This window comes from Aquirufa sp. A-Brett2-15D (assembly GCF_054558735.1).
In genome coordinates this window covers 423,980-436,989 of sequence record NZ_JBSKFT010000002.1, presented here as the reverse complement: position 1 = coordinate 436,989, position 13,010 = coordinate 423,980, and the positions used below count along the sequence as shown (strand labels likewise).

Sequence of the window (13,010 nt, the reverse complement as noted above, 5' to 3'; positions counted from 1 at the left end):
ATTTTCTGTACTTTAGAGCATGAAAAAACTGCTCCTACTTTTCGTCCTTTTCAGCCTGAGCACTTCCGCTCAAACAGCTGATAAATTCAAATCCATGAAAGCCCATACCGGGTATTTCAACTTTTATTACGATGAGTCGAATGACAAAATCTATTTAGAGGTTAAAAAACTAAATGAAGAATTCATGTATGTTTACTCCTTGGCTCAAGGAGTAGGCAACAACGATTTAGGTTTAGATCGTGGTCAATTAGGGAATGAACAAGTAGTCTATTTCGAAAAACAAGGGAATAAAATCTTCTTAGTTCAACCTAATACCCAATACCGGGCGAATACGAGTAATCCTTTGGAGAAATTATCCGTTCAGCAGGCCTTTGCTAAATCGGTCTTATTCGGATTTAAAATCGAAAGTTCTGCTGATGGTGTTTACACCATCGACATCACCGATTTTCTCATGCAAGATGCACATGGGGTGTTGAAGCGCTTAACTCAGGCAAAACAGGGGTCGTATAGTTTAGATAAGTCCAAAAGTTCTTTGGCTTTAGAGCGCACAAAATCCTTCCCTAAAAATACGGAATTCGAGGCGCGCTTGACTTTTGCAGGCAATGGCACGGGAGCAGAAATTCGTTCTGTAGCACCTAATGCGGACTATGTAACAGTGGTGGAACACCATTCGTTCATTGAACTTCCAGACAATAAGTACACTCCGCGTTTATTTGATCCCCGTTCAGGAGCAAACGCAATCTCCTTTCAAGACTATTCTTCCCCAGTGAATGAAGTCGTGTTAAAGCAATGGATTACACGCCATCGTTTGGAGAAAAAAGATCCGAAAGCAGCAGTGAGCGAGGCAGTTAAACCCATCATTTATTATTTAGATAATGGAACCCCAGAACCAGTCCGTTCCGCGTTGATGGAGGGCGGTCGCTGGTGGAATCAAGCATTCGAAGCGATTGGTTATAAGGATGCTTTCCAGGTCAAATTATTGCCAGAAGGTGCAGATCCGATGGATGTAAGATACCATGTGATACAATGGGTACACCGCTCCACTCGCGGATGGAGTTATGGATCAAGCATAACGGATCCACGTACAGGTGAAATCATGAAGGGGCACGTAAGTTTAGGGAGTCTGAGAATCCGCCAAGATTTCTTGATTGCGCAGGCTCTAATGAATGCTCCTTTTGCTGTTGATGGTTCTGCGAACGGACCGATGATGGAAATGTCATTAGCTCGCATCAGACAACTAGCGGCACATGAAATAGGCCATACGATAGGCTTTGCTCATAATTATGCGGCAAGTGCGCGCGAGAATACTAGCGTAATGGATTACCCTCATCCGCAGATTGAATTCAAAGGTGATCAAATGGATTTCAGTCACGCTTATGACACGAAAATAGGCGACTGGGATAAGGTTTCGGTAGATTATGCCTATGGTGATCATAAATCGAAAGAAGAATTAAATCAGGTTATTGATAATGCGTATGCCAAAGGGCTTCGCTTCATCACCGACTCCGATGCCCGTAATCCGGGTGGGGCGCATATCTATGCACACCTTTGGGACAATGGAAAAACCATCGTGGACGAACTAGACCACATTTTAGCGGTACGCCAAAAAGCCATCGCCAACTTCTCCATCAAAAACATTCGTCCAAACGAGACCTATTCTCATTTAGAAGATGTCTTCGTACCACTTTATTTCTTGCACCGTTATCAAACCGAAGCGACGACCAAGATTATCGGAGGCTACGAATATAATTACGCGGTCAGAGGTGGCAAGGAACTCGTTCTAGAAAATGCCTCGGTGGCCTTGCAAGTGCAAGCCTTAAAAGCCATAACGCAGACTTTAGATGCACGTACCCTAGCCATCCCGAAAGATAAACTTGTACTCTTCCCCCCTCGCGCTTTCAATTCAGATCGTACCAGAGAATCTTTTAAGGGCAAAACAGGGATCACATTCGATCCTTTTGGCGCTGTAGAATCAGCTGCCGATTTTACCTTAGACTTCTTATTACATCCAGACCGCTTATCTCGTTTAGCGGGCAATAAAGCGGTTAATTCGAAGCAATTAGGCGTTTCAGAGACATTAAGCGCCTTATTAAATGCGACCCTTTATACGGCACACACTGATCTCTATTTGCAAGCCACTCAAGAGACCATCAACTTTAAAGTGGTTTCTTCGCTACTAAATGTGTTGAATGCGCCTTCAATTTCGCCTTTAGCTGCGGCAGATGTCGCTTCTTCTGTGAAAGGAATTAGATATATGTACAGCAAAAAGTCCGGAGCATTTGCTAGCTACCTTGTACAAACCATTGATCAATTCAAAGCGAATCCAGCGGATTGGAAACCGATGCTGACACCGGTAATTCCGGATGGAGCGCCGATAGGGATGGATTGTTATGAATAGCTTGTACTCGTTTGAACTTATTTGAGCCTATTTGGCCAAAGCATGTATCAAGCGGTTAGACTAGCTTTGAATCATAGAAACAAAAGCTATGAATTCAAAACAATTTCTCTGCAAGAGCCCCTGGTATATTCTTCTTTTAGGAAAAGAGGGGCACGAAGTCATCATTCACGATGGAACGGTCGAGGTGTATTCGCTCCGAATATTCCGCTGGAAAAAATTAGTAAACTCCTTTCCGATTAACGACGTGGTTCAAGTGCGCACGATTGAAAATCTGGTGCTATCAGATACGTTTATTGCCTTGACGAAAAATCGTTTTTGTTCCTTGCGGCATTTGCGTCCGCGCGAGGCGTTTGGGATGAAGAGTTTTTTAGCGATGATGCTGTAGTTTATGCCACTAAATAAATGGACAAAATCAACAACGCGACACCGAGCAATTTAGGAAGCGTGAGTTTTTCGCGGTAGAGGAGTTGGCCAAAAAACAGGGTCATCACCAACTGAGATTTGTTGATAAAGATGATTTGGGTGACCGTGGCGGTCTGGTAAGCAATGTGCAAAAAGGTCGAACCCGCCATAATGCAGAGGGCTAGTATGCGGATGGGGCGGTGGGAAAGGGGTTGCCAAGGGTGCTTTTGGAAGACTAAAAATAGCCCTACGCAGAGGGTGACGCATAATTCTAATAAAAATGTGAAGGGAATTACGCCGAGCCAAGTGACAGGGTATTTAAATAAGGCATAAGAGACTCCCCAGAAAAAGGAGGCCAAAACACTGCCGCCTAGTGCCTTCAAAAACGCGTTTAGCGAGTCAAAATGCCAGTCACTTTGAAAGATAAAATAGATGCCTGCTACGATGCACATTAGCGCAAAGCTGTAATTCATTCCCCAAGATTCGCCTAAAAACAAGACAGCGGTCAAGAGTCCAAACACATTAATCGAGGAAATAGGCGCCACCAGCGAGACCGCCTCCGTTTTCAGGGAGCGGACGAAAAAATACAGCCCGAACGAGCTAAACAAACATAATAAAAAACTCAATCCCAATTGTTCTGCTGAAAAATCAGGTCGAATACCTAACCAGGGCTCGAAAGTCCCCCATTTCAAATCAAGCAAATAACAAATCCCAAAAAACGAGGTCGTATACAGCCCCCGCAGGAATATCACCTGCAAAAAGGGGGCATCCTGGATGGCTTTCTTCCAAAAGGCATTTGAAAACCCATAGAAACCAGCGCTCAATAAAAGATAGAGAAAGCCTAACATGCTGATTCCACAAACGCTACTTGCCGGTCTACCCAATCTTTATCACAACTATAAATATAGCGTAGATTTAAATTCCCTACCGCTTGGCGTGCATTGACCTTGTCTCCTTTTTGGATGAAATAACGAGCCTTCAATAAATACAATTTGTTTAGATTATGCTTTTCTGGAAATGAGACGTTAATCAACAAATCGTTTAAATCATGAATTTCAATCAAGTTGAATTCGGTCATATTCCCGTGGTAAATTTCGATTAGTCGATAGAAAAAGACTAAAAAAGAGAGTTGAACTGCAAAATTAGATAAGCTTTCAAAAAAAGCAGGGCCAGTTTTTTTATTACCTTCCAATATAAAATCCCAAGCCGCAATTCGGCCTTTCAGATTAGGGTGCATTTCTTCTTGAAGTGCATGCTTGCTGAGCAGAAAAAATCTTTTTGCTCCTGCTATGTCCTTGTTTTCGTATGCACGTTGACATAACAAAATATTTTTAAAAACGACCATATCCTCTACTAAATCCTCTGAAGCGGCAAGCAACCAACGGCCATAATAGCCCTCCAAGCATTCTTCTTCCACAAATAATTGCAAGAGAATCCGCTGAGCTAGTTCGTTTGTTTTCAAAAGTTCTTCAACGTAAGCGATGATACGCTCATTATTTTGACAACTTTGGACATAAATCGACTGAAATGATATATATAATTTCCAAGTCGCCTCATGATCATTTGTTTCGAATTTCAACCCAAAAATCTTCGTCAACAGATCGAAATTCGCAACCTCCAAACACAGATCCACGATCGATTTAAATTGGTAGACTTCTTCCCAGGTCTTCAATTCAAATTGCCGAACAATGCCCAAAATCACTTCATCGTCTTTCCGCTTTTCTAACCGATTAAGAATCAACATTTCGTTGAAAAAATCTTTTTCAAATTGATTAACCGCCTGCTGAAAGGCTGCAAAATCTGGATAACCAATCCCTTTGCAAAGGCTATCTAGTGTGAACCGGGATGCATGAGTAGGACCCTTAATAATGCCAAAAAGCCGGCGCAAAGTATTGTATGAGATCGAAATACGCGCTCGGGTGAGTAATTCATCGCTGAGTTTTTTGCAAGAATACGCATCCACAATCTGCAAATCATATACCTCCTGAACAATTTTAATTAACCACTTTTTTTCGTGGATACTAATGGGAATAGATGCGGGCATATATTAGAACAGTTAACGCGAAATATACGATTAAATTAAGTTAGGCCAAATCTGTGGTTTCATGGAGAGCATTCTTTCGACTATTTGGACTCGTTTGAACAATAGGTAGGAGGCCCGCCATCCGTTTAGCAGCTATTTAATTCACCGTGTTCTCGATGGCCAGCACTTTTTTTGCCTTCTCATAATATTGACTTTCTACTAGAATATAATCGGTATCAAATGTGCTGATACTGAAAAGCAAGATTTGATTATCTGCCAAAGTCTTCGACAAAGCCGCTAAAATTCCCGTTAAAGCAAAGTCCAAAGGTCCTTCCACTTTAAATCCCTTCCAATTCTCTGCCTTCTTAATTCCAGCTGGTGCATAACGTTGATCGACCACAATCGACAATTCATCGCTTGTTTTTGAGATGGAATAAAAGGAACCTTTAAAAGCCCAATCGGGCACTTTCGCGTCTGGAGCTAGTCGGCAAACCGCATAGGAGTCTGGCAAGAGGGAAAGAGTGAGGTTACGCTTTTGGGCGAATGCACTAAAATTGAGTACGGCGAGAAATAAGACTAGTTTTTTTATATTCCCCAAGAAGGGTATTTTCAAGGGCAATTCCGCAGTAATAGAAAATTAATCTGTCCCCTTTTGCAGAAAGGGGAACAGGCCTAACTTGTGTAATTCAATATATAATCCGAATTTTAAATAAAAATTCATGCATAGAATCGCCCTTTTATTGTGCTTCATCTCCACAGTAGCGTTTGCCCAAAAACCTCTTGTTAATTACCACGCCGTAGCCTACGAAATAAAGTCAGCGATTAATAAAACCACCTATGTTCTGGGGGTTTCTGTTCCTAACAATTACAATCCGAAGAAAAAATACCCTGTCTTGTATATGCTAGATGGGTATTATGCTTCAGAAATTGCCCACGGTGCACACAAGAGCCTAAAGTTTATGGATGAAATTGAGGACATTATTTTAGTCACTATTCAAGGCACAGCAATTGAGAATAAAGAGTGGTTTACGCAGCGTTGGTCAGAATTAACCTTCACTAAATATCCCACCTATGATAGTACAACCTCGGTAAGTGAGAGCATACCAGCACCGGGCTTAAAATCAGGAGAGGGGGAGCGTTTTCTACAAGTCATAAAAAATGAAATCATCCCGTTCATCGAAAAAACCTATCCCACGAACGGGCATAGAGGGCTTTCTGGGCATTCTTTAGGGGGCCTTTTTACGGCAAATGTTCTGTTTCATTCACCTGAACTTTTTGACCATTATGCCATTAATAGTCCGTCATTTATTGATTGGAATAATAATGACATTTTCCTAGCGGAAAAGAAATTTGCAGCTACTCACAAGAGCTTACCTGTCAAAGTTTTTTTATCCTACGGAAATTTAGAGGATAAGGAGGGTATTCAAAATATGCCGGTTTTCGAAAAAACACTCAAGGGACATTACCCGGATATAGAGACAAATCTCGTCATATTTGACGAGGAGACACATGTTTCTATTATACCTGCCATGATCAGCCGAAGTATAAGATACTTATACGAAAGAAAGATTAAATAGTCTTTTTGTTATATTTGACAAAAAGAATAAATATGACGAAAGTGTGCGTAATTGGTGCCGGACCTTCCGGAATTACGGCTTTGAAAAACTTGTTAGATCAAGGTTTAGATGCCATTTGCTATGAATTAAATACCCAAGTAGGAGGAAATTGGGTGTTCAATGAAAAAACAGGTCATTCCAGTGTTTTTGAAACGACACACATTATCAGTTCTAAAACCCTTTCGCAATACGAGGACTTTACGTTCGATGATTTCGAAAAGGGAATGCCTGACTATCCTTCACACGATCAATTAAGGCGCTATTTTCAAGGTTACGCTGCGCATTTTAATCTCCACGAAAACATCGAATTCAATACATTAGTGAAGTCTTGCGAACTAGACGAAGCTAAAAACTGGGTGATAAAAACGGAGAGAGATGGCGTTGAAAAGACGGAAGTATTTAGTCATTTAGTCGTTTGCAATGGTCATCATTGGTTACCTAGGCTGCCGGAATACCCAGGTGAATTCACCGGCAAGTTGATGCATTCGCATGACTTTAAAAAAGCAGAACCTTTTCGTGATCAGCGCATATTAGTCATTGGTGGTGGGAATTCCGCTTGTGATGTGGCAGTGGAGACAAGTCGGGTGAGTCAGAAGACGAGTATTAGTTGGAGAAGAGGTTACAGAATTGTACCTAAGTTTTTGTTTGGTAAACCTAGTGATATAGTAGCGTCTAGAATGACCTTTTTACCTACGAAATTGAAATTTTTCTTGTCGGAATTATCCGTCAAGATATTTTCTGGATCTAATAAAATATACGGTCTTCAAGAACCAAAACATGCGATTACGGCAACCCATCCTACCATAAATGAAGAGTTATTGTATAAGGTAAGGCATGGCAAAGTGTTCCCAAAACCGGATATTGATCACTTTGAGGGCAAAAATGTTCACTTTAAAGATGGTTCAGTGGAAGAATTTGACACGATCATCGCTTGTACAGGCTATATTTTAGAACACCCTTTCTTCCGCAAAGACTTCTTGAATTACAGCGAGGGAGATGTGCCCTTGTATTTAAAAATGCTACATGAGAAATACGATAATCTGTTTTTCGTGGGCATGTTCCAGCCTTTGGGATGTATTTGGCCGGGTGCGGAATTACAAAGTAAAATTGCTGCGAGAGCGATTAAAGGACTTTGGCAAAGACCAGAAAACATCGCTGAATTATGCCAAAGAGAAGTCACGCATCCTCATTTGCAACAAATAAAAACACCTCGGCATACGATAACCGTAGACTTCCATTTATTTGTCAAGCAATTAAAGAAACACCTGCCTAAAAACTACGTGAGCAAATCAGCTGTCTAATGAAAGAAACGATTGTTTTCGTTCACGGCATGTGCCACGGCGCCTGGTGCTGGGAGGAGAATTTTATCCCCTATTTTGAAAAGCTGGGCTATCATTGCATCGCAATTGATCTACCCGGCCACGAAACACCTGGTAGTACTAGGCGCATCTCCTATACTTTAGGCGATTATGTACAAGCGCTTCAACGCACGGTGGAAAATCTGGCGACGCCACCCATCATTATCGGACATTCGATGGGTGGGATGATTCTGCAGCGCTTTCTACAAAAAGGCTCTTGCAAAAAAGCAATTTTGATGTCGTCCGTTCCTCCATCAGGAGTCATGCGCGCGAGCTTGCGAGCGCTCTTTCGTTACCCAGGTTTGATTGCCTATTTACTACAATTGAATTTACTGGGCGGATTCAAAAAATATCCGCAATTAATGTTCAATGAATCGTCTCGCTATGCTCCGAAGATGTGTTCGGAATCTTTTTTAGCGTATCTGACCTTATTATTCCCTATATTTCATCCCATATCCACCCCCTTATTAGTGGTAGGTGGTTCAGATGACGGATTAATTTCGGTACAAGAATTTCAGCAAACGGCGAAACACTATGAGGCAGCACTTGAAATCATCGAAGGCGGTTCGCATGACTTAATGCTGGACGCAGATTTTATGAAAACAGCCGAGGTGATTCACCAATGGATAATCAAAAAATGAAAAAAAGCCCAAAAATCGTTCTACTGATTTTGTTGACATTCTTTGTCATCTCCTTCATATCGAATATAATCGGGCCCATCATACCGGATTTAATTAGCAGCTTTCACTTAAATCTCACCCTAGTTTCCTTACTACCCTTTGCCTTCTTTATCGCCTATGGCATCATGTCGATCCCGGCTGGCATATTATTGGAGGTTTACAAAGAGAAAAAAGTGATGATGTTCGCATTCGGACTCGCCAGTTTAGGGTCCTTATTGATCGTTCTTTCGCCGCATTATTTGACTGCCATCCTTTCTTTGTTTTTTATAGGGAGCGGCATGGCTATGTTGCAGGTGGTTATTAACCCGCTACTTCGTACCTCTGGAGGAGAAGAGAATTACGCTAATTATTCGGTTTTAGCTCAGTTGATTTTTGGATTTGCCTCCTTCTTGAGTCCCTTGGTTTATCAAGTTTTTATTGCCAAAAAATCCTTTTTCACAGGCTTAATTCCTCCAGAATACCCCTGGCTTACACTCTATCTTTTATTTATTCTCCTTAGTTTATTCATGGTGGCCATTAGTTTTTTCTCCACTTTCCCCAAGGTGGAATTAGATGAAAATGAAAAACCGGGACCACTGGCGGTTAATTGGATTTTATTCAAGAACAAATACGTGATTTTATACTTTATAGCTATGTTCTGCTACGTAGGTACTGAGCAGGGAATTGCGACTTGGTTATCTCAATTTTTGGCGACTTACCATGGGGTAGATCCACAAAAGGCTGGAGCAGATTCCATTGCCTATTTTTGGGGTTTAATGACGGCGGGGGGAATTGTCGGATTAGGACTTTTGAAGTTTCTAGATAGTCGCCTTGTCCTGTCAGTCTTTACGATGCTGGCAATGATTTGCTTAGGATTAGGGCTATGGGGGGATGTAGGTACGGCATTAGTGGCCTTTCCATTGGTCGGATTTTTTGCTTCAGTTATCTACCCTATCATCTTTTCTTTAGCCTTAAATTCCGTCAAAGAACACCATGGATCCTTCTCCGGAATCCTCGTAACCGGAATAGTCGGTGGAGCCATATTCCCGTTCATCATCGGTGGATTAGGTGATCTTTTTGGACTTAAACTAGGTATGAGCGTCTTATTTATCAGCCTAGCATTTATCTTAAGTATAGGTTTTTGGGCCAAACCCTTAGTAAACAACAAACGGGTAAAACTATTCCAAGCCTAGAGTATTAAATCACCCCATCCACTGCGGTACGTTCTCTTGACAAATTGATTCGCCGGCTCATAATTAGTCACGCGCATCGATGCCCCATCCCACTGTAAAGCCTTATAGCGACCGCTATAAGTATAGCCTGTCATCTTTCCATAAACAGGATCTATTCTCTCCACTTTCTCGCGGATATTAAAGCTCCGAAGCAATAGGTTTCCTAATAAAACAGTTTCAGTCAATGGCCCACCATATCCTTCAAATGGAGAACTCACTTCCATATTTCCATATCCAGCGATACTCGCATCGATCCACTGCCACCAATGACCATCCATTCCACCTTTAACGCGCGGGTATTTTTGTGGAATATGACTCGCCGCCTCTTGCAATTCTTTAGAAAAAAGTCGTGGATGACTTCCTCCCCAACCGCAGGCAATCACGCCTTTGCTACCCACAAATAAAGTAGATCCTTCGAAATCGTTTTCCCCAGGATAATCCCCTAAGGCATCGTTCATATTTACTTCCGGAGCTAGGGCTTGTAGACGCTCTGGCGTGATACCTCCATCCATCCAATACAAATCCAAATCCTTGCCATTCGACTGCTGAAAACGGTACTTAAGCGAACTTGAAATAGGACCACTTTCAGGGAAAGCGGATTCCTTGAACACGCCACTATAGGTTGTGGACGCACTTCCGGATACCTCCGTGGGATAGCCTAAATTTAATAATTTAAAAGGAGGACCCATGATATGACAACCCATATCCCCTAAGGCACCTGTCCCAAAATCCCACCAACCTCGCCAGTTAAAGGGTACTAAATTCTCTATGTAGTTCGTATTCTGAGCCGTTCCTAACCACAAATCCCAATTTAGTTCTTTCGGAATTTTAGCCGGAGTTGTAGGCCAAGAAATGCCTTGCGGCCAAACAGGACGATCCGTCCAACAATACACTTTATTAATTTCTCCTATCAAATCCGCCTCAATCCATTCGCGCATCGTTTGCATCCCCTCACAAGAAGCTCCTTGGTCTCCCATCTGCGTAACCACTTTGTATTTACTGGCAGCTTGAGTGATAATTCTCGCCTCATGGATGTCGTGAGTTAAGGGTTTTTGAAGGTACAAATGCTTCTTCATTTGCATCGCCCGTAAACCGACTACGGCATGGTTGTGATCCGGAATGGCTACGGTAACAGCATCGAAGTTTTTGTTTTCCTTGTCGAATAATTCGCGCCAATCTTGGTAAAATTTCGCCTTCGGAAATTGCTTACGTTTTATCGCTCCTTGTCGGTCATCCACATCACATAAAAAACCGATGGTAGAGTTATTATTAGGAGTTTTGGCCAAATGCTGAATATCATTATCCCCCTCGCCTCCGCAACCGATGGCCGCGATAATAAGTTTATCACTCGGCGCGACAAAACCTTTTCCGCCCAACACGTGACGAGGCACGATGAAAAAACCCGCCGAAGCTAAGGTACTCTTCTTGATAAATTCGGAACGTTTCATTTTTTTAGGGGTCTAATGGAAACTTCTTTAAAATAAACAACATCCTCGTCCCCATGATTTTGCAAACCAAAATAACCGGAATTTGGTCGAATACCTGGATAAGGTTCAAAGTCAAATTTGCGCGGAGGAACAGGCTCCCCCTCTCGATAGTCGGTCACTAATTGATCATTTAAATGCACAATCGTTCTAGGTCCATCTAAGGTTATTAACATCGTATTCCATTCTGGACCAGGCTTCCCTGGCTTACTTTTCGGCTTTGTAAAAGCATATAACGTTCCACTGATGTGGTATTCGTCTTCGTTAGAGGTCTCCGGGTGATTATCGATTTGCACTTCATAGCCGTAAAAAACCGGCATCCATTCCTCTTTAGGCTCCGCCGGAACGCGAATAAATATACCCGAATTACTATTGAAGTTTTGCATTTTATAGACGACGCGGATTTGGCAATTACCTAATTTCCCACCTGCCCAATACAAAAGTCCCATTCCCCCTTTGCTTGCTAATAATCCATTTTCAACGAATCTGCTACCTCCACCTGCGTGCTTCCAACCCGTTAAATCTTTTCCGTTAAATAGTGGTTTCCAGGCCTGAGAGAAAACGTCAGAGCTTAAGAATAATAAGGCCAAAAGGCAGACGGATTTCATTTTATTCATTTTTGTAGGCTTAATCCGTTTTTAACATGGGAAACAATCTTCGAATATCGGCTTCCGTAGGTTGCGTGCCATATTCACAAATCTCAAAGGCTTCCGCATAAAGCGCCTTCGAAGTACGAGCGGAACCATACCATTTCTCCAAACTTTTTTGAACATCCGCATTTGGTTTTGAAACCCGCTTCTGCAATAGATAGGCCTTGTATTTCGAGGGGTCTTTGGGAACATCCTCCTCATAATTTCCTATCCAAGGAAGCCACTCATAAAATTGCGATTGATGCGCATCTAGGCCAGCTATTTTCTTTTCGATGACAGGTGTAATATCTATGGCAATATCCGCCTGGAATGGATTTGGCTTTTTAAAACTATCCTGAAAATATAAGAATACGGGATTTTTGCGCAAAGGCTCGATATCTGGAGCGACATTAGGAACACCCACCATAAAGGCCGCATCCTGTACTAAAATACCTGTATAGCGATGATCAGGATGGTAATCATTTGACCTAGGGGCAATAACCACATCGGCCTTCCACTCCCGAATTTTACGAATAATTTGTAATCGAATTTCCAAAGTAGGCAACAATTCACCGTCGTGATTATCCAACACATCATAGGATACGCCCAAACGCTTAGCCACCTCCTTGGTTTCCGCAATACGTCGTTTGGCTAACATTCCACCGCCCTGCGACTGATGACCTGCATCCCCATTCGTAACGGACAAAAATTTCACTTGATGTCCCATCTCCACAAAAAGAGCCGCTGTTCCACCCCCTTTTATATCGCAATCATCCGGGTGAGCACCAATAAATATGATACGCAAAGGCTTTGTTTGAGCCTGAATGCCATAGCTCACGATTAAGCATATAGCTACTAGTAAGTTTTTCATTTTCAATAGGTTTAGATCTCAATGTTAGGCATTAAAGTCTGAATTTCAAAAATGAAATAAAATCACATTTTTTTGATTTCCAACTTTTTTCCCGACCTTGCCATCCTAAACCCCAACACCATGGCTAAAGGCATGAATTCTAAGAAGGCGGACAAAAAAGAAGCCTTAAAAACTCCGAAGGAGAAAAAAGAAGAAAAAAGAGAAAAAAAGAAAGCAGGCTATCAATAGATGGTCTGCTTTTTTGTTATTAGGTCAACCGTTAAATAAATTTTATATAAAAATTTGTCTAGCCCTGTATAACTTCAGTTTGGTAAAATTTTATACAACATGAAAAAAAT

General features: G+C 41.9%; 12 protein-coding genes. 6 read left to right on the top strand and 6 right to left on the bottom strand.

Annotated features, from left to right (window positions below):
- Nucleotides 1–19 precede the first annotated feature (19 nt).
- Both ACST14_RS07150 and ACST14_RS07145 read left to right on the top strand, forming a co-directional pair.
- Complete coding sequence (locus tag ACST14_RS07150) at nt 20–2,398, top strand: zinc-dependent metalloprotease (protein ID WP_459462043.1); 2,379 nt, start codon at nt 20–22, stop codon at nt 2,396–2,398.
- A gap of 88 nt (nt 2,399–2,486) precedes the next feature.
- Complete coding sequence (locus ACST14_RS07145; protein WP_459462041.1) at nt 2,487–2,783, top strand: hypothetical protein; 297 nt, start codon at nt 2,487–2,489, stop codon at nt 2,781–2,783.
- 1 nt (nt 2,784) lies between these two features.
- Here ACST14_RS07145 and ACST14_RS07140 read toward each other — a convergent pair whose 3' ends face one another.
- From ACST14_RS07140 to ACST14_RS07130, 3 genes are all read right to left on the bottom strand, one after another.
- Nucleotides 2,785–3,648 carry an EamA family transporter gene (locus ACST14_RS07140; protein ID WP_459462039.1) on the bottom strand — a complete coding sequence of 288 codons (864 nt, stop codon included), beginning with the start codon at nt 3,646–3,648 and terminating at the stop codon, nt 2,785–2,787.
- Nucleotides 3,642–4,844, bottom strand: coding sequence for a hypothetical protein (locus ACST14_RS07135; protein ID WP_459462037.1), 1,203 nt, complete (start codon nt 4,842–4,844; stop codon nt 3,642–3,644). Before ACST14_RS07135 ends, ACST14_RS07140 begins: the two co-directional genes overlap by 7 nt.
- 136 nt (nt 4,845–4,980) lie before the next feature.
- Complete coding sequence (locus tag ACST14_RS07130; protein ID WP_459462035.1) at nt 4,981–5,421, bottom strand: ACT domain-containing protein; 441 nt, start codon at nt 5,419–5,421, stop codon at nt 4,981–4,983.
- A 121-nt stretch (nt 5,422–5,542) separates the two neighbouring features.
- Between ACST14_RS07130 and ACST14_RS07125 the strand changes: the two genes are divergently transcribed.
- Genes ACST14_RS07125 through ACST14_RS07110 form a run of 4 tightly spaced genes read left to right on the top strand, consistent with a single transcriptional unit; the run spans nt 5,543 to nt 9,649 of the window.
- Complete coding sequence (locus ACST14_RS07125) at nt 5,543–6,400, top strand: alpha/beta hydrolase (RefSeq protein ID WP_459462033.1); 858 nt, start codon at nt 5,543–5,545, stop codon at nt 6,398–6,400.
- Between the two features lie 32 nt (nt 6,401–6,432).
- Entirely contained in the window at nt 6,433–7,740 is a 1,308-nt protein-coding gene (locus tag ACST14_RS07120; protein ID WP_459462031.1) for a flavin-containing monooxygenase, read from the top strand.
- Entirely contained in the window at nt 7,740–8,438 is a 699-nt protein-coding gene (locus ACST14_RS07115) for an alpha/beta hydrolase (RefSeq protein WP_459462029.1), read from the top strand. The genes ACST14_RS07120 and ACST14_RS07115 overlap by 1 nt, the downstream gene beginning before the upstream one ends.
- Entirely contained in the window at nt 8,435–9,649 is a 1,215-nt protein-coding gene (locus ACST14_RS07110; RefSeq protein ID WP_459462027.1) for an MFS transporter, read from the top strand. The genes ACST14_RS07115 and ACST14_RS07110 overlap by 4 nt, the downstream gene beginning before the upstream one ends.
- Here the strand turns inward: ACST14_RS07110 and ACST14_RS07105 are convergent.
- The 3 genes from ACST14_RS07105 to ACST14_RS07095 are packed head-to-tail and all read right to left on the bottom strand — an operon-like array spanning nt 9,646 to nt 12,672.
- Nucleotides 9,646–11,136 carry a Gfo/Idh/MocA family protein gene (locus ACST14_RS07105; protein ID WP_459462025.1) on the bottom strand — a complete coding sequence of 497 codons (1,491 nt, stop codon included), beginning with the start codon at nt 11,134–11,136 and terminating at the stop codon, nt 9,646–9,648. The genes ACST14_RS07110 and ACST14_RS07105 overlap by 4 nt on opposite strands.
- Nucleotides 11,133–11,780 (bottom strand): 3-keto-disaccharide hydrolase, encoded by a 648-nt coding sequence (locus ACST14_RS07100; protein ID WP_459462023.1) that lies wholly within the window; start codon nt 11,778–11,780, stop codon nt 11,133–11,135. The genes ACST14_RS07105 and ACST14_RS07100 overlap by 4 nt, the downstream gene beginning before the upstream one ends.
- 19 nt (nt 11,781–11,799) lie before the next feature.
- On the bottom strand, nt 11,800–12,672 hold the full coding sequence (locus tag ACST14_RS07095; protein ID WP_459462021.1) for a PIG-L deacetylase family protein: 873 nt from the start codon (nt 12,670–12,672) through the stop codon (nt 11,800–11,802).
- Nucleotides 12,673–13,010: the final 338 nt, after the last annotated feature.